Raw genomic sequence first — 19,252 nt, forward strand, 5'->3', positions numbered from 1 at the left:
ATAGTATAATAGAATTATTCAAAAAAATGATGTAAACAAAATGACTACGGATGTGACTGATAATGGAACGGCAACCACAAGAAGGCAAAGTGTATAGAGAAATTAAGTTAGCTGACTCAGTACAGATTAATCGAAAAAGTGTTCAAAAGGGTTTGGATGGACTTTTAGATTCACTAGAAAAATCAAACGGGTATAAGGTTGTTGGAATTTATGAAGCTAACATGAAAAAATTAGAAATGGAATGTGATAAAGGTCATTCATTTAGTATGATTCCAAGTAATTTTAAACGTGGTTATAGATGTCCTGTATGTGCGGGTAACTGCCCAAAACAATCTATAGAAAATTTCCATAAACTTGCTAATCTAGAAGGTTATAAAATAGTAGGTAAATATGAAACTGCTAGAAAAAAGATAGAAATGGAATGTGATAAAGGTCATTCATTTAGTATGACACCAGATAATTATAAACGTGGTCATAGATGTCCGGCGTGTACAGGTCATTGTCCAGTACAAGCAAAAGAGGATTACTTTAAACTAGCTAAATTAGAGGGTTTTAAAGTTGTAGGTGATTATGAAGCTGCTTTAAAGCCGATAAAAATGGAATGTGATAAAGGTCATTCAATTAGTATTACCCCAAATAATTTTAAAAAAGGTAATAGATGTTGGCATTGTAATGGTACTTCACCAGAACAAGGCAGAGAAAATTTTTATGCTTTACTTGAATTAGCAAAATATAAAGCAATTGGTGAATATATTAAAGCATCAAAAAAGGTGAAAATTCAATGTGATAAAGGTCATTCATTTAGTATGACTCCTAATCACTTTAAACATGGTGAAAGGTGTCCAGTTTGTTCCGAATCAAATGGTGAAAAAATTGTTCGTGAATGGTTAGAATCAAAAAGTATCATTTATAAGACGCAATATATTTTTCCAATGGATACTAAGAAGTATGATTTCCTTTTACCTTTTGAAAATATCATAATAGAGGTAAATGGTAAGCAACATTATGAAGAAGTTGATTTTTCTGGAAAAGGTAAAGGCAGAACCCTTGCCCAAGAACAAGCCAATGATAAAGTAAAGCAGAAATTCGCTGAAAACTTAGGATACAAATACATTGTAGTAGACTATAGAGAGAGCAAGCCACAACTGGCATTAGAACGATTCATCCATGCATTCAATAAATTAAAAGCAGAAAAAACGGTTGACATTGATGGATGACCTTTTTTATACTTTTAAACTGGTAAGATCTGCTACAGCTACTTTACTGGCCTTTTAGTTTTATTATCGTTTGGTTCAACTATAAATTGTGCTTTTTACTTTTTTGATGTAGGGGGGGCCACTCACGTACAAGATTGACCCCACCTCTATTAAAGTCTAACGCCTTTTGATGGATAAACATTTACGTGAAACCTAGGGAATTCACAAAAGGAAATTAACAACATGCCTTCAAACTTTTTTAGATTGTTTTTTTATTAGACATTCTTTTTATATATTATTCCTGTGTATTGGCTACATTTTTTACCGTGTTTAATATCATAAGTATGAGAGAGAGAAATATCAAAACGTTTGGCAATAGCTGCTCCCGTCCACCCCTCTTTGAATAATCTTACGATTTCAAGCGCATCTTCTTCAGAGGTCTGCTTTCCTCGTCTTCTTCCATTGACTGTTCGATTAGGTGGTATAACCTTTTCCCTACCTGTTATTTCTTTCCATGTTTCTCCATTCAATAAGGCATGGATAGTTGTATTTCCTACATTTAAATGTTTAGCAATTTGGCGTTGAGTGTAACCCTTTTTGTACATTTGAACTGCAAGATTAGCATTTTCCTTCGATAAACCAATTTGTATTTCTCTTACAACTTTTACTCCACCTGTTATATGTTTCCATGTTCCACCAGCAAGTAAAGCATGAAGAGTACTAATTCCAATTTTGTATTTTTTGGCTAAAACAGACCGCTTCTCACCTTTTTTGTACTTTTTCACAATAGATTTAACTATTTCGTCAGTTAATTTGGCTGAAGAAGTATTCTCTCCAACTGGAAAAATAGTTTTCTTGTTAACTTTACCTCCAGTTATATGCTTCCAACTTTCTCCATTACGTATATCCCAAATAGTATCTCTTATTACATTGAATTGTTTTGCAATTTCAGGCATAGGCACACCCATTTCAAGTAGCATAACAATATCTTTTACATCTTCATCTGTTAGTTTTGCATGGGAATTGTCTGTGCCACGATTAAAATTAAATTCCTTTCCAATACGTTTGCCACCAGTTAAATATGACCAATTTACACCTCTACGAATTGAGTGTATTGTTCCAATATGCACTCCGTAAATTATTGCTAGTTCTGATGGACTATGCTCGTCATTTTCTATGTATTCACGAATGTCTAATACATCCTGTTCAGTTAGCACATTTGATACTTGCTCCCCCTTACGAATGACATCTTCATTCATTTTGAATGCTTGACCACCGTCAGTATGATTGTACCCATATTGCTTTTGGTTACATTGATATAACTTTATATATTCTTTTTCTTTTTGATTCAAAATATCATCAATATTACTAAGCGTTGGATCATAATGTTCAAGTACTATAAAAGTAAAATTTTCCTCGCCATATTTATTCCAAGCATTTTGTAAAGCGTTATTTTCGTGTACTCCATCCTTTAAAAACCTTTTATGTTTAGATATTCTGTCTTTCAAATTTCTAGATTGCCCTATATAAACTCGATTGTTTATTCTACATCTTATTTCATATATTCCTGCTTCTTTCTTGGTCAATTTTTTCAACACCTTACTACTAATTTTTTATTTAACCAACTTATTTTGCTTCTTACATATTATTCAGCGAGAACCTCTCTTGAAATTTCCTAGCGTAATCGGAAATAAGATAGTAACCCTGACTTTCAAATATGTCCCTTACAGTCTCAATTGATAAGCGATTTTCTTTAGATAACCTTTGATATGAACATGTTGGACATATTTTTTCATTTTTAAAAAAAATACAAGTTGGTGATGTTTGTCTATCGATCTTCCCTTATTAACATAAGGTGATAAAATGGACAGACCTATTCATAAAATAAGTTCTTTATTGTAAAATTAAATAGGAAATAAATTACATAGGTCTTGAAAATAAAATAATTGAACGAATGGATGGGTGAGAATGGCTACAAAAAACTTTTCGGATATCTCTACATGGACAGTTGAAGATTTAATGGATTCTATTGAGGAAAATCCACAGAAAAAGGAAAAAGTTATTATACCTAAGTATCAGAGGAATTTGGTATGGTCAGATAAGCAAAAAAAAAGTTTTATCGACTCCATAAAGTCAGGCTTTCCATTTGGTTCTCTTTTGCTCTTTAAAGAAGGAAGTGAAGGAGGAATTACGAATTATTCATTAATTGATGGTCTTCAACGAACTACAACAATAAAGAAATACATTGAGGAGCCTACCAAGTTTTTTGAGAATGAGAATATAGATGAAGAACTAATAAACAATGTTTTAAATATTTTAAAACTTGATATAAACCGTAGAGAAGAACTTCTTAGAGTTATAACTGATTGGGTTAGGCAACTTAAAGGGTTTAAGGAATCACATGGTTATTCATCATTTAACCTGGGGAACGAAATATGTTCCAAGTTTAATTTACCGACTCATAGGGACGATTTTAACAGGCTTATTAATGTTTTAGTCCCTTTTAAAGAGAGAATTGAAGCGGAAGCAGATATATCATTAGCGAAAATACCTGTAATAATATACTCTGGACAAGAATCAAATCTACCTTCTATTTTCGAAAGAATTAATTCTAGAGGGACCCAGCTTAATAAGTATCAGATATACGCAGCTACTTGGTCAAGATCAAAAATAAAAATAAACAATACTGAAATAATAGACCATATTAAAGCTAAGTACGATGCCTTAATTGAGGAGGGGTTACAGGTAGATAATTATGACCCAAATTCGAAAGAGTTTTATAAAAGTGATTTTACTGTATTTGAATATATTTTCGGTTTAGGTAAGCACTTGTCGAAACATTATCCATATTTATTTGGTCTGAGTGAACAGGAAGATACTACTGAATCAATTGGATTTAACCTTTGTACAATGTGTTTAAGGGATGATCTAAAAGAAATGCCATTAATTGTCGAAAGTATTGTTATCTTAGACCAAGAAAAATTCTTAAATGCATTAATTGATTCTGTAAAATTAATCCACTCCACCTTAAAACCGTTTATTACTTTAAAGGCGAATAGGAAAACAAAACAAAAAAGTGAAAAGCTTGTAATTTATCATACAGAGTACCAAATTGTATCAATGATTGCAAAAGTCTTTAAAAGTAAATATGATTCAAATTTGGAGATTAAAAGTAGCTGGAGTAGTAAAGAAAAACCCCTAATGAAGAATATACCGTATCATTACCTATATGATATTATCAGGGAATACTGGAGGGGTTCAGGAGATAGTAAAATAAAAGAACTTGTTCAGGAAGGATCGAGATACGAAAAAGAACTTTATCAAGAAAATTGGGCTAACATCTTAAACGAGTGGTTTTCGTATCAATTAGATAGAAAAGAAAAGAGCAGAGTAAATATACGTGATGTAGACATTTTATTTCTAAAGTACATATATGCCCATATAATGACTAGTTATGAAGATCTTTCTAATCTTGAATACGAAATAGAACACATTGTTCCTATTGCCAGGCTAAAAACCATCATCAATGGAGAAGGAATACCCATGAGTGCTATTTCTAACCTTTGTTTCATTGAAAAAGAGATTAACAGAGATAAAAAAGAATTAACTATATATGAGTTTTTTGAGAACCAGGTAAATGATGGGCAACTTACTGAAGAACAGGCCTCTGTTGAAATAAAGAAAATAGAGAAGTTTAGCTTTACCACAAAGGACGATTTAGAATTTGTAGAAAAAATCAATGTAGATGATTATTTAAATTTGTTAAAAGCACGCTTTGAAGTGTTGAAGGACAAGTTTTATGAGGTAAATAAAATTGAACCTTCTAATGAATAGAAAAATAACTTACGAACTAGGCTAATCCAATGTGATTAGCTTTTTTCTTTATAGGCTGCTCTTTGTCATTCTGACCTCCTCCCTATACGGAATGTTTCGACAAAGGACTTATATTACCTTTCGACAAAGTTGTGAACAAATTGATTAAATCATTTCTAAATAAAAAAAGAAGGCAATAGCCTCCTTACGTTTATTCTTAATTTTTTAATTCTTGTTTTGCGCTATCCAATAAATTGACTAAGCCATAATCCTGTTGAACGGAATGATTCAGGGTATCCTCGCTAATTCCAAGTCTTCTACTGAAATGATAGAATAGAATGATTTGCATTCTTATATTTGCAAAATAAAGCCCCCAATCTTTAAAATAATAATCTGGTTTTTCTCCAAAATGAGTGTAATAATCACGGGTTGTTCTTACATCGGTAGCAAAACCTTTAAGGTTTTTAATTTCTTTAAAAATAAGCCCAACCATTTGTTGGTTCATATCTTTGAAAGTATCTCTAATTCTTCTTTCAAATCCATGATGATGAGCATATTTTAATGTACTAATCAATTTATTTCTTATATCCGGTTCAATATCGGTTGGGAGCGCTTCAATCATATGATTTTTAACTTTTTCATATTCCTCGTCTGATAAAAATTGCCCTGCATCCCCAGCAGTATCACGATGGAAGCTTTCCATTGATTTTGCGTAATTTAAAAATTTTGTTTCCCAGTCAACCTTAGTACCATATATATTGCGAAGATATATTTTTCTAGATGAGTAGGAATCATCTTCAAACCAATTATTCAAAAGAGTCTCCAAGTTATCTTTAATCATTTTATAATGAATAAATAATTCGTCGGCCTTAATGCTCTTTTCATAAAAATCTTTCATTGGTATTAGATATATATAAATTTTCTCACGAGCATTTTTCACCTCGCCGAATAATTCTCCCTTTGCTGTTAACTTTTTTGGGTAAACTTCACGATTTAATAGAAAAGTTAAAAAATCTTGAAGTTCAATAGTAAAATCTAAAAACCAATCTAATTCTTTATATTCATTTGGAATAATATCAAGTGTTCCTGTATGTTGAAATACTTTTGACTTAAATAGTTCGCCTGATTTGTTGACATTATATCCGGCTTTTACTGTTGTATCTTTGCTGTTAACTTTAATTTCAAATACTGGTGGAAATGTATAAGTTACACCTAACTTAGAAACTATCCCATCAACTGCTTCAATTTCATCCTCAAAAGGATCGTATCCCATCCATTCTTCTAAGTATGAGTAGTTTATAGAAATAGAATGGAATTTCATTTCTTCTTTTGAATGAAAATGCTTCCCTACCAACATTCGGTTAAAGGTTAGTTTGGTTGTTACATAACCCGATATTTTAAATTTTGTTTGGAAGCCATCATACAGTGTTATATCTTCACCATCTTCTGTTGTACCAAGAACTAGTTGATATTTCTTTGCTTTATTTCCAAAAAACGATTGTTCCTCACCTAAATCACCAAATAACTCTAAATTGATACCCTCTAAATTATATGTTAAAATCCCTGCTACTTGTTTTTCGGGGGAATCAGGAACCCACCAATATCCTCTAAATTCAAACTCATCGTACATGGTCATATCTTTCGTCTTTTTCGCCAATTTCCTAGCCTCCTCATATTTTAAAATACAATTTTTGACTAATGTATACAAGGACAAAAAATACGTTAGCATCTTGTAATAAAGGCGTTGGCTTTCTCGACGGTTATCAGATCCTGAAAACCTATAGTTTCCATTAATTTTACATTCCGATTCTGATAAAATAGTAGACGAGGTACTAAATATGTATATTTAGCCAATGCTTTTACACAAATCGGATAAACCGTTTAATTCAGAAGATTACATTACGGAACTGAAGCTTGACGGCATCCGTTTAATATATTCAGTTGATGACTCAGGTAAGGTCCGTTTATATTCTCGACACAATAACGAAATCACATCAAAATTCCCCGAACCTCATAACCTAGACCTTTCACCAGGAACCCTTCTTGAAGGCGAGTTTATGTCATTGATAAACATGGCAAGCCTGACTTTGAAGCAATGATGAGTCGATTTATGAGTTCAAAGAATAGGTCATCGATTACCTTTGTCGCTTTTGACGTGATTCAGCACAAATGTGAACGAATCACAAACTTACCATTACTTGAACGTAAAGAAGTGCTTGAGAAATAGTGCCTGAGGATGATACGTTGATTTCTAAGATGCAGTTCATTGAGGGTCACGGTGAAGCTTATTTTGACGCAGTAAAGGCACGAGCGCTTGAAGGTATCGCTTTAAAACGTAAGGATTCACTTTATGCAGTCGGTAAACGTACGTATTCGTGGTTGAAGGTTATTAACTATCAATACTTAGATGTATATGTCGTTGGATATCGTAAGCAGCCAAAGGATTTCGGTCTGCTTTGGCATTCGAAGATGGTCGTTATGCTGGAGTAATGGAACTAGGTGTTCCATGGTTAACTCGAAAGCATGTTTATATGAAGCCTGTGATTCGGGAAGAGAATGATTTCACGTTTATTGAGCCGATTAAGTGGTGTTAAATATCGAAATTTAACGAAGGCAGGATTATTACGTCTTCCGAGTTTTGTTGAGTGGGCATAAATTCGTCTACTCTTTTTTTGAGATAAAATCGGTATACTACGGTTTCTTTCTATTATATACCGTGTTATAATGAAAACGGTCGAAAGTTCGGCAAATGACCGTATCAGTGCACGTTTCAAAAAGCGTTAATATAGCAGGTTTGTCCAAGGATAGAGCAACGGCCTTCTAAGCCGTCGGTCGGGGGTTCGAATCCCTCTCAGGACGTCCAAAAGACACTTGTTTTACGAAATGTAAAATAAGTGTCTTTTTTTGTGTTTTAACTACTTAGAAATAAAATGATGAATTACGTTTACTATATAAATTAGGATGGATTCCTATCATTTAATAGAAATCTTAGATCATCATCAAATTTATACTAGATATGTTATTCTAATATAAATAAAAGAGTGGAGTGATATAAATGAACGAAAAAGAATTTTGGAGCTTAATATCTAAAATGCATATTGTTGAAGAACCGTATGAATGGGTAATAAATCATTTAGCAAAACAATCAGAGGGAGAGATAGCTAGTTTTGAAATTCATTTTGAAACTTTTTTTTCCAAAGCGTATACCGTAAATCTTTTAGGAGCTGCATGGATCATTATGGATGGCTGTTCTGAGGATTCATTTGCACATTTTAGAGCTTGGTTAATCGGTCAAGGAGAACAAGTTTACAAGAAAACGTTAAATGACCCAGATTATTTAGCGGAATACATCTTTCCTATTTATGAAGAAGAAGGACTTACACCAGAATTGGAAGATATGTTAGATCTAGCTTTACAAGCGTATACAATCAAGCGTAAAGGCGATGATGATTGGGATGATCAGTTGTGGAATGAGTTCAATTCACTAATTGAAAGCAAAGGCTATGATTATCCTGAACAACAATTAACGATCGATTGGAAGTCAAAAGACGAATTAAAACCTAAATTTCCAAAGCTATGGAAAAGATTTGGCAATAAACCATTAGGGTGCTAGAGTTAAAAACTGTTTTATGCATACTTGTATCTTTAATATTTTAAATAATTTTAATTCATGATACACTTTTTCATAACTAGTTTGTGCAGGAAATAACAAATGTTAGGGGAGAGTAACATGGAAGACAATATAGTCTTTTTTCCTAAACTGAAGGATCGGATAATAAATTTAGGTAAAAAAGCATTAGAAGAAAAAAATTTTAGTAAAGCTTTAATGTTATGTGATCAATTAAAAGAAATGAATGAGCATAATTCACAAACAGAGCTTGCTGCAGTCGCGTGTCTTTTAGAAGGGAATCGGGCCAGGGAAGCTAAGGAAAGATGTGAGGATTTAGTTTTTGGGCCATTTGAGAGTGATGAAGCAATTGAAGTATACATAAGCATTTTATTTCAATTAAAAGAATATGAAGAATTACAAAAAAATATAAAAAGACTACTCACCCAAAAACGGATTGATGAAAATCAGATGGATAAGTTTCAGGCGATGCTATCATTATCAAAGAAAGTAATTTCAGATCGTGAAGGCATTAAGGGTGAAGTTGTTAATTTGCATACGATCGTTGAAAATTCTGAGCCGATTGATAAGCAACTTGAATTAATTAATGAATTAAGAGGTTTAGATTGTAATCTTGTTATCGATCAAATTAGCGAAATATTAAAAAGCACCAAAGCAAATCCGTTAATTCAAAGCTTTATTTTGTTTATTTTACAAGAACAATCAATCGATAAAGATTTTGAACTTAACAAAGTAAACCAAAGGATGATTTGGAATACATCGGTTTCAGTCGATGAACATAAAATCTTTGTAGATGCTATATTAAAAAAATTAAGTGACGTATTAGAAAGTGAAGACCCTTCTGCTTTTGAAATCGCAAAAACACACTTCCAACACTTTATAACAATTTACTTCCCGTTTATCCCAATACCAGCGGATATAAATACATGGGCAGCTTGTTTTTATTGCATCGTCCAACAATTTTTTGATCGTAGTGTAGATGAAGAGGAACTAAAAGACTTATTTAATGTAGAATATTTTCCTGTAAAAAGTGCAATTGCTTTAGTAAAACGTTTTGAAGATGAAGGATACTTTACCATAAAATGAAATGTCAGACTGCCCGCCAAACGCTTGCAATCAGTCTGACAATCAAGTTTGTAGAACTTTTCTATACACTAATTTTAATTTAAAATGAAATTGTTGGAAAAAACATAGATGTTCCATTTGGGCTTCTATGTTTTTTTATGTAAAAAAAGATATTTTAAATTGATGGAAACGGCGATAATACCGAGTTCTAATTGGAGAGAATGCGATGAGGGTCTTAGGTCACGCCTTACGGAAAGCGAGCAATAGGGAATGGAAGTCATCGTTCTACTTTTTATAGGAACTAAACTGTTTTAAAATTCAAAATTAAAAAACCCTAATATTTTCTCCTTATAAAAATAGGAAATATTGAAACAAAAAAGGAATGTGTTATAATAGAATGGTTGTAACGACTATTTACTTAATTATACATGCATTTTCTTTATTAAAAATGGACAGGCATGTATAGTACGAAAATACGTAAACACATATATTTTTTTAGATAATTTTGGAGGGAACTAACAATGACTGCTAAATGGGAAAAATTAGAAGCTAACGTTGGTCTATTAACTGTAGAAGTTGAAGCTTCTGAAGTAGATAAAGGTTTAGATGCAGCTTTCAAAAAAGTTGTTAAAACTATCAATGTACCGGGATTCCGTAAAGGTAAATTACCTCGCCCAATTTTCGAACAAAAATTTGGTATTGAAGCACTTTACAATGATGCTTTAGATGTACTTTTACCAGAAGCTTACAGCAAAGCTGTTGTAGAGGTTGGTATTGAGCCAGTTGATCGTCCAGAAGTTGACGTTGAGCAAATGGAAAAAGGTAAAACTTTAATCTTCAAAGCAAAAGTTACTGTAAAACCTGAAGTAAAATTAGGCGAATACAAAGGCTTAGAAGTTGAAGAAATGGATGCAACTGTAACTGACGAAGACGTACAAGCTGAATTAACTACATTACAAGAGCGTCAAGCTGAGTTAGTAGTTAAAGAAGATGGTACTGTTGAAAATGGTAATACAGCTGTAATCGATTTCGAAGGTTTCGTTGATGGCGTTGCTTTCGAAGGCGGAAAAGGTGAAAACTATCCACTAGAAATCGGTTCAGGTTCTTTCATCCCTGGATTTGAAGAAGCTTTAATCGGTACTAAATCTGGTGTAGAAACTGATGTTAATGTAACATTCCCAGAAGAATACCACAGTGCTGAATTAGCAGGAAAAGCTGCTACTTTCAAAGTAACTGTTCATGAAATTAAAGCTAAAGAACTTCCTGAGTTAAACGACGAGTTTGCTAAAGACGTAAATGACGAAGTAGAAACTTTAGAAGATCTTAAAGCTAAAATCAAAAATGACTTAGTTGAATCTAAAAAATCTCAAGCTGAAGGTAGCTTACGTGATGCTTTAGTTCAAAAAGCAGCTGAAAATGCTGAAATCGAAATCCCAGACGTAATGTTCGAAAGCCAAGTTGACCGTATGGTTAAAGACTTTGAACAACGTATTGCACAACAAGGATTAAACTTAGAACTTTACTACCAATTCACTGGTACTAAAGAAGAAGATCTTCGTGCTCAAATGCGTCAAGATGCTGAAGCTCGTGTAAGAATCGACTTAACAATCGATGCGATCATCGAAGCTGAAAAAATCGATGCAACTGAAGAAGAAATGAACGAAGAATTAACTCGTTTATCTGAAATGTACAACGTTCCTTCTGAGCAATTAGTAACTATGCTAGGTGGAACTGACGCTGTACGTGATGATATTCAAATCCGTAAAGCTGTTGAATTATTAGTAGATAGCAGAAAAAAATAAGCGTTAAATAAACATATATTGACTTAAACAAGGCGCGAGATTTTTCGTGCCTTGTTTTTAAATAATGAAATATTTGGTAAAGTGAACTGATTCCTTTAAAATACACATATACATATGTTAGAATCTGTTATACAGATTTTAAAAAATTATTGTGGCTATACTAAAAATAATTCTTCAAAAGAAGGATTATTAGCTTAAGATTAGAATATATATATTCTAAAAATTTAAACAATTTTAGAGTAGTAATTAATTGCTTTGTTTATTTTGTATGCTATTATATAGCTACAAGATACATATTTTTTTCGATTACATACATATTGAGTGTTTTTAGAAATTTTTAGAGGGAGTGAACATATGTTCAAATTTAACGAAGAAAAAGGACAGCTAAAATGTTCGTTCTGTGGGAAGTCACAGTCTCAGGTTAGAAAATTAGTCGCAGGACCTGGTGTATATATTTGTGACGAGTGTATTGAGCTTTGTACTGAAATTGTTCAAGAAGAGCTAGCAAAAGAAGAGGAAGTAGAGTTTAAAGACGTTCCGAAACCGAAAGAAATTTGCGAAATTCTTGATGAATACGTTATTGGTCAGGACAATGCGAAAAAAGCGTTATCTGTTGCTGTATATAATCACTACAAACGTATTAATTCAAATAGCAAAATTGATGAGGTTGAGTTATCAAAGAGTAATATTGCAATGATTGGGCCAACTGGTAGTGGTAAAACATTATTAGCTCAAACTTTAGCACGAATTTTAAATGTACCATTTGCGATTGCAGATGCAACTTCATTAACTGAAGCTGGATATGTTGGGGAAGATGTTGAAAACATTCTTTTAAAATTAATCCAAGCAGCTGATTATGATGTAGAACGCGCTGAAAAAGGTATTATTTATATCGATGAAATTGATAAAGTTGCACGTAAGTCTGAAAACCCTTCAATTACACGTGATGTGTCAGGTGAAGGTGTTCAGCAAGCACTTTTAAAAATTCTTGAAGGAACTGTTGCAAGCGTACCTCCTCAAGGTGGTCGTAAGCATCCACATCAAGAATTCATTCAAATTGATACAACAAATATTTTATTTATTTGTGGTGGAGCATTTGATGGCATCGAACAAATTATCAAACGCCGTTTAGGTAAAAAGGTAATTGGTTTCAGTGGTGATTCTGAAAAGAGTGATTTAAACTCAAAAGAAATCTTAAACCATGTATTACCAGAAGACTTATTACGCTTTGGTTTAATTCCGGAGTTCATCGGTCGTTTACCAGTTTTAGCTAATTTAGAGCAACTTGATGAAGCATCATTAGTTGAAATTTTAACTAAACCAAAAAATGCTTTAATTAAGCAATATCAAAAATTACTAGAGCTTGACCAAGTTGAACTTGAGTTTGAGGATAACGCATTAATTGAAATTGCTAAAAAAGCAATTGAGCGTAAAACTGGAGCTCGTGGACTACGTTCGATCATTGAAGGGATTATGTTAGATATTATGTTTGAATTACCTTCACGTGAGGATATTCAAAAATGTGTTATCTCAGCAGAAACTGTTAAAACTGGTGCAGCTCCTAAGCTTGTATTAGAAGATGGAACAGAATTAGAGTTAAAGAAAAAAGCAAATAAATTAGCTTAAGTAAGGAACCAAATGCATTTGCATTTGGTTTTTTATTTTGACTTTTTTTAGTGATTTTTTAAATCTTTCATAAATGCATAGGAACTTTACTCGGTAAACCTTGCCTTTAATTTTTAAAATTTGGTTTATCCTTCCATATAGAGGGCGATACTAAAATTAATTTCTACTTCAGTGGAGGGGTAAAGAATGAGTTTAACAACTATTATATTATTAGCTCAATTAGCATTAGGTACAATCGTTGCATTGTATTTTATTCATTTATTAAAGGGTCAACGAACAACTAAAGTCTCGATTGACAGGGAATCTAAAAAAGAAATGGAGCAGTTACGTAAATTAAAGTCAATCTCTTTAACTGTTCCGTTAGCAGAGAGAGTTAGACCAACCACTTTTGATGATATAGTTGGCCAAGAGGATGGAATAAAAGCGTTAAAAGCTTCACTGTGCAGTGCTAATCCTCAACATGTAATCATTTATGGACCGCCTGGTGTCGGAAAAACAGCAGCGGCTAGACTTGTATTAGAAGAAGCGAAAAAGAGCCCGAATACACCTTTTAAACAAGATGCTGTATTTATAGAATTAGACGCTACAACTGCTCGATTTGATGAAAGAGGAATTGCGGATCCTTTAATCGGTTCTGTTCATGATCCAATCTATCAAGGTGCAGGTGCGATGGGGCAAGCAGGTGTTCCTCAACCTAAAAAAGGAGCAGTAACTGACGCGCATGGAGGGATTTTATTTATTGATGAAATTGGCGAGCTTCATCCAATTCAAATGAATAAAATGCTTAAGGTACTTGAAGACCGAAAAGTTAAGTTTGAGAGTGCTTATTACCAAGAAGAAAATCCTTCTATACCAGCACATATTCATGAAATTTTTAAACACGGTTTACCAGCAGATTTCAGATTAGTTGGTGCAACAACACGATCACCAGAAGATATCCCACCGGCAATTCGTTCACGTTGTTTAGAAATATTTTTTAGAGAATTAGAACAGGATGAAATTCAAGCAGTAGCTAAACGTTCTGCTGAAAAAATTGAATTAAGCCTCTCAGAAAAAGCCTTAGAATTAGTAGGTACATACGCAAAAAATGGTCGTGAAGCGATTAATTTAATTCAGTTAGCTGGCGGTATGGTTTTAACTTCTGGACGAAAAGAATTAATAGAAGATGATATTGGGTGGGTTGTTTCTGTAAGTCGTTTATCACCAAGACTTGTTAACAAAATCCCAGAAGCTCCAACTGTAGGATTAGTAAACGGTTTAGCCGTTTATGGAGCAAATATTGGTGCGTTACTACCGATTGAGGTAATTGCAATGAAGGCAAAAGAAATCGGTAAGGGTTCAATTACAATTACAGGAATTGTTGAGGAAGAAAGCTTAGGTAATCAAGCTAAATCCATTCGTAGAAAAAGTATGGCAAAAGGCTCTTTAGAAAATGTTACGACAATCTTACGAAAAATTGGTGTACCAATCGATGACTTTACGATTCACATTAATTTTCCAAGTGGCGCATTAATTGACGGCCCATCTGCAGGGATTGCCATGGTAGTTGGTATTTTTTCAGCGGTTAATAATGTACCAGTATTAAATACAATCGCTTTGACTGGCGAAATGAGCATTCAAGGTGATGTAAAACCAGTTGGCGGTGTTCCAGAAAAAGTAAAGGCAGCCGTGAAAGCAGGGGCAACAAAAATTATTGTTCCGAAAGAGAACGATCAAGCTACATTACATCAATATAAAGATGTAGAAATATTAGCGGTAGATCGCATAGAAAAAGTTCTCCATGAAGTCTTTAAAGATAATTGGAAATTTGAACTACCAGCTGAAACAAAAACTGATTTCCAGCAATTAACATTGTTTGAAGAGAATCAATCGCAATCTATGTAGATAAAAATAAGTGTTCGAATCATTTCATTTTGAATAAATAAAGAATACAAACTATTTTTGCATTCTATTTTTCAATGAAGTGAGCGAACACTTTTTATTTTGTAGAAATACATTCTATATGATTTAATCTTATTACCAGTCTTACTTCGTATTTCTAGTCAAAAACAAGATAATCGCTAAAAACATATATTTATGTTATGTTCTAGGCAGTTGTTGATTGATTATGTCGCTTCTTTATTTCTTTTAAGGCATATCATTGTAAATGATATATATGTTAAGGTAAAATAACTAAATAGAATGAAAAACATGGAGGTGTAACGTAATGAATGTTACAAAAGAAAAAGTTGTACCCCTCCTACCTTTAAGAGGAATTAGTGTATTTCCTGCCACTATTGCACATCTAGATGTAGGAAGAACGAAATCGATAAAAGCTATACAAGAAGCTGATGAGTTAGATCATTTAATTTTTGTTGTTACTCAAATAGATGCAGATACTGAAAATCCAAAGATAGACGAAATGTACCAGTTTGGAACTTTAGCTAAATTAACACAAAAAATTACACTTCCAAATGGCACTGTTCGTATTACTGTCGAAGGATTACACAGAGGAAAAATCAAATCAATTATTGATCAAAATGATTTCTTAACTGCAAAGGTAGAAGAATATCCAGATGTAGAAGACGAATCTAAAGAGCTTCGTGCTTTAATGAGAACTTTATTGCAGCATTTTAAACAATACAGTAAATTATCTAAGCGAATTTTGCCAGAGACTATTGCTTCGATTGTTAAGCAAGACCGCCCGGGTAAACTTGCAGATGCAATGATCGATTCAATTCCATTAAGGGAAGAAGAAAAGCAAAAAATATTAGCAACAATTGATGTTACTGAACGAATACATATTATCTTAAATTTCCTTCAAGATGAAAAAGAATTATTAAAGCTTGAGGAAAAGATTGGCCTACAAGTTAAGAAAAATATTGATAAAACTCAAAAAGAATATTTCTTAAGAGAGCAATTAAAGGTTATTCAACGCGAACTAGGTGATCGTGAAGGTAAAACTGAAGAAGTTGATAAGTTTTTAACAAAAATCGAAGAGGCAAATATGCCTGAAGAAACAAAGGAAGTAGTACTGAAAGAGTTAGCTAGATATGAGAAGCTACCTCCTAATGCTGCAGAAGCAGGCGTAGTTCGTACATATTTAGATTGGATGGTAGCTCTACCATGGTCTAAGCAAACAGAGGACACTCTGGATATACATCGTTCCGAAAAGATACTGAATAATGAACATGAAGGTCTTGAAAAGGTAAAAGAGAGAATCTTAGAATATCTAGCTGTTCAACAACTTACAAATTCATTACGTGGTCCAATTTTATGTTTAGCTGGTCCTCCTGGAGTTGGTAAAACATCTTTAGCGAAATCAATCGCAAACGCATTGTCTAGAAACTTTGTACGCGTTTCTCTAGGTGGTGTAAGAGATGAATCAGAAATAAGAGGACATAGAAGAACATACATCGGAGCTATGCCAGGTCGAGTTATCCAAGGTATGAAGAAAGCAGGAACAAATAACCCTGTATTCTTACTTGATGAAATTGATAAAATGTCGAGCGACTTTAGAGGGGATCCAGCATCAGCAATGTTAGAAGTTTTGGATCCTGAACAAAATCATACATTTAGTGATCATTACATCGAAGAGCCATTTGATTTATCGCAAGTTTTATTTGTAGCAACTGCAAATGATTTATCAACTATTCCAGGTCCATTACGTGATCGAATGGAGATTATTACTTTATCTGGATATACTGAACTTGAAAAAGTTAATATAGCTAAAAAACATTTATTCCCTAAAAAATTAGCAGAGCATGGCTTAAATAAATCTACTGTACAAATTCGTGAAAGTGCATTGAGTGCAATTATTCGTCATTATACACGTGAAGCAGGAGTAAGATCATTAGAGCGAGTTCTAGCGACACTATGTAGAAAAGCTGCTAAGTTGATTGTTTCAAACGAAAGACAAAAAATAATATTTACCGATAAAAATATTGAAGAATTTTTAGGTAAGAAAACATTCTCTTATGGTCAAATGGAAAGTGAAGACCAAATTGGTGTAGCTACAGGTTTAGCGTATACTGCATTTGGTGGAGACACACTTTCTATTGAAGTATCACTATATCCTGGAAAGGGTAAGCTAACATTAACTGGTAAGCTAGGGGATGTCATGAAGGAGTCAGCACAGGCTGCATTTAGCTATATTCGCTCAAAAGCGGAAGAGCTGAATATTGACCAAAATTTCCATGAGAAATATGATATTCATATTCATGTTCCAGAAGGTGCGGTTCCAAAAGATGGCCCTTCAGCAGGTATAACGATGGCAACAGCATTGATTTCGGCATTAACAAATAAACCAATCCGTAAAGAGGTTGGAATGACTGGTGAAATCACATTACGTGGTCGCGTATTACCTATTGGTGGATTAAAAGAAAAAATGCTTAGTGCGCATCGTGCAGGTTTAACGACTGTTATTATACCTAAAGAAAACGAAAAAGATTTAGAAGATGTACCACCAATGGTGAAAGAAGGTTTAACTGTTATACCTGTTTCCCATTTAGATGAAGTGCTTGTGCATGCAATAGTAGGAGTGAAAAAATGAAAGTAACAACAGCGGATATTGTCATTAGTGCAGTCCGACCAAATCAATATCCAGATACACAATTTCCTGAAATCGCTTTGGCAGGTCGTTCAAATGTAGGAAAATCTTCATTTATAAATAAAATGTTAAATCGTAAGGCATTAGCCCGAACATCATCAAAACCTGGGAAAACGCAAACATTAAATTTCTTTCTAATTAATGAACAGCTTTTCTACGTTGACGTACCAGGTTATGGCTATGCTAAAGTTTCCAAAAAGGAACGAGAAGCATGGGGAAAAATGATCGAAACATATATTACAACTCGTGAGCAATTAAGAGCTGTTATTTTATTAGTTGATCTACGTCATTCACCAACAGAAGATGATGTAATGATGTATGATTTCTTAAAGCATTACCAAATCCCAGTCATTATAGTAGCAACAAAAGCAGATAAAATCCCTAAAGGAAAATGGGATAAACATGCAAAAGTAGTTCGTGAAAAGTTACAGATTGAAGAAGGGGATGAATTAATTTTATTCTCATCTGAAACTGGTATGGGTAAAGAAAAAGCATGGTCAGTAATTGATCGTATGTGTAAATAAAAAACGCTGGTGGCTAAATAAAATGTACCCTATAGAATAGACACTTAAAAAAGTCTACTCTATAGGGTACTTTTGTTTATAATTAGAAAAAACGGGATCGGGGAAATTTTAGATGAGTAATAAAATATTTACTGATAAAGAAATTAATCTACTTTCCAAAAATCAATATGTAAAGTCAGTTAGTTCAAAAGGAATCACATACACTGATGAGTTTAAGCGTATTTTTATTTCGGAAAATGTAAAAGGAAAATTAGCGAGAGAAATATTTGAAGAGTGCGGATTTGATATTGAAGTGATAGGAATGACTCGCGTTCAATCTGCTAGTAAAAGATGGCGTACTGCATTTAAAGAGAACGGTGAACTAGGTCTTCGTGACACGCGATCGATTAATTCAGGAAGAAATATAGAAAGAGAACTAACTTTGGAGGAAAAGAACGCTCGTTTAGAAGCAGAAATTAATCTACTTAAAGCTGAAAATGAACTATTAAAAAAGATTCGTTTCTTAGAGGGGAGGATGAAGTAGTCGTTATTTCTTCTAGCCAAAAATATACTCTAATACGTTCCATAATTGAAAAGTTTGAAATAAAACATATGGTAACTTACCTATGTAAGATAGCTGGCGTATCAAGAAGTGGTTATTATAATTACTTTTCTATTAAGTCACAAGAACGAAGAAATTAACAAGATGAAAAGGATGAAATTTTAAGGGTAAATATATTAAAGACTTATCGCTTTAAACGTTATAAAAAAGGGGCACGTCAAATCAAGAATACATTGGCGGGTCAATTTAAGATTGTCTACAATTTAAAACGTATACGAAGAATCATGAAAAAATACGGTATAGTTTGCCCAATTAGAAAGGCAAATCCCTACAGACGAATGATGAAGGCTACTAAAGAACATAGGGTTGTGCCAAACCGATTGAATCGTCAATTTAAACAAGAAGTACCTGGGAAAGTACTTCTAACAGATATAACCTATCTAAAATACGGTAAAGGTCAGAAAGCATA

The 19,252-nt window shown here is 33.2% G+C and carries 13 protein-coding genes and 1 pseudogene; 12 read left to right on the forward strand and 2 right to left on the reverse strand.

Annotated features, from left to right (window positions below):
- Positions 1 to 62 precede the first annotated feature (62 nt).
- Positions 63 to 1,217, forward strand: a complete 1,155-nt coding sequence (locus COI44_RS12670) for a PDDEXK family nuclease (RefSeq protein WP_098428293.1) — start codon at positions 63 to 65, stop codon at positions 1,215 to 1,217.
- Between the two features lie 254 nt (positions 1,218 to 1,471).
- Here COI44_RS12670 and COI44_RS12675 read toward each other — a convergent pair whose 3' ends face one another.
- Complete coding sequence (locus COI44_RS12675; RefSeq protein WP_142329257.1) at positions 1,472 to 2,782, reverse strand: helix-turn-helix domain-containing protein; 1,311 nt, start codon at positions 2,780 to 2,782, stop codon at positions 1,472 to 1,474.
- Between the two features lie 382 nt (positions 2,783 to 3,164).
- Here COI44_RS12675 and COI44_RS12680 point away from each other — a divergent pair, with 382 nt between their 5' ends.
- Positions 3,165 to 5,030, forward strand: a complete 1,866-nt coding sequence (locus COI44_RS12680) for a DUF262 domain-containing protein (protein ID WP_098428295.1) — start codon at positions 3,165 to 3,167, stop codon at positions 5,028 to 5,030.
- A 196-nt stretch (positions 5,031 to 5,226) separates the two neighbouring features.
- Here the strand turns inward: COI44_RS12680 and COI44_RS12685 are convergent, their stop codons facing one another.
- On the reverse strand, positions 5,227 to 6,666 hold the full coding sequence (locus COI44_RS12685; protein WP_098428296.1) for an ApeA N-terminal domain 1-containing protein: 1,440 nt from the start codon (positions 6,664 to 6,666) through the stop codon (positions 5,227 to 5,229).
- Positions 6,667 to 6,862: 196 nt separating this feature from the next.
- On the opposite strand from COI44_RS12685, the gene COI44_RS24625 reads away from it, so the two are divergent.
- The 10 genes and pseudogenes from COI44_RS24625 to COI44_RS24635 form a co-directional block, all read left to right on the forward strand.
- Entirely contained in the window at positions 6,863 to 7,108 is a 246-nt protein-coding gene (locus tag COI44_RS24625; RefSeq protein WP_286163904.1) for an ATP-dependent DNA ligase, read from the forward strand.
- Between the two features lie 145 nt (positions 7,109 to 7,253).
- Positions 7,254 to 7,499, forward strand: a complete 246-nt coding sequence (locus COI44_RS24630; RefSeq protein WP_286163905.1) for a hypothetical protein — start codon at positions 7,254 to 7,256, stop codon at positions 7,497 to 7,499.
- A 565-nt stretch (positions 7,500 to 8,064) separates the two neighbouring features.
- On the forward strand, positions 8,065 to 8,622 hold the full coding sequence (locus COI44_RS12695) for a DUF4240 domain-containing protein (RefSeq protein WP_098428297.1): 558 nt from the start codon (positions 8,065 to 8,067) through the stop codon (positions 8,620 to 8,622).
- 117 nt (positions 8,623 to 8,739) lie between these two features.
- Positions 8,740 to 9,723 (forward strand): hypothetical protein, encoded by a 984-nt coding sequence (locus tag COI44_RS12700; protein WP_098428298.1) that lies wholly within the window; start codon positions 8,740 to 8,742, stop codon positions 9,721 to 9,723.
- A 500-nt stretch (positions 9,724 to 10,223) separates the two neighbouring features.
- The gene (gene tig, locus COI44_RS12705) at positions 10,224 to 11,504 is read left to right on the forward strand and encodes a trigger factor (RefSeq protein ID WP_098428299.1); all 1,281 of its coding nucleotides are present in this window, start codon (positions 10,224 to 10,226) and stop codon (positions 11,502 to 11,504) included.
- A gap of 354 nt (positions 11,505 to 11,858) precedes the next feature.
- Positions 11,859 to 13,130 carry an ATP-dependent protease ATP-binding subunit ClpX gene (gene clpX, locus COI44_RS12710; protein ID WP_098428300.1) on the forward strand — a complete coding sequence of 424 codons (1,272 nt, stop codon included), beginning with the start codon at positions 11,859 to 11,861 and terminating at the stop codon, positions 13,128 to 13,130.
- Positions 13,131 to 13,316: 186 nt separating this feature from the next.
- A complete protein-coding gene (gene lonB / locus COI44_RS12715) occupies positions 13,317 to 15,014 on the forward strand; it encodes an ATP-dependent protease LonB (protein ID WP_098428301.1) in 1,698 nt (565 codons plus the stop codon).
- 322 nt (positions 15,015 to 15,336) lie between these two features.
- Positions 15,337 to 17,661, forward strand: a complete 2,325-nt coding sequence (lon, locus tag COI44_RS12720) for an endopeptidase La (RefSeq protein WP_098428302.1) — start codon at positions 15,337 to 15,339, stop codon at positions 17,659 to 17,661.
- The gene (gene yihA, locus COI44_RS12725) at positions 17,658 to 18,242 is read left to right on the forward strand and encodes a ribosome biogenesis GTP-binding protein YihA/YsxC (protein ID WP_069035199.1); all 585 of its coding nucleotides are present in this window, start codon (positions 17,658 to 17,660) and stop codon (positions 18,240 to 18,242) included. The genes lon and yihA overlap by 4 nt, the downstream gene beginning before the upstream one ends.
- 112 nt (positions 18,243 to 18,354) lie before the next feature.
- Positions 18,355 to 19,252: pseudogene (locus tag COI44_RS24635) on the forward strand (HTH domain-containing protein); the annotation flags it as partial.

Origin of the sequence: Bacillus sp. AFS088145 (genome assembly GCF_002564465.1) — a bacterium.
GTDB lineage: Bacteria > Bacillota > Bacilli > Bacillales > Bacillaceae_G > Gottfriedia.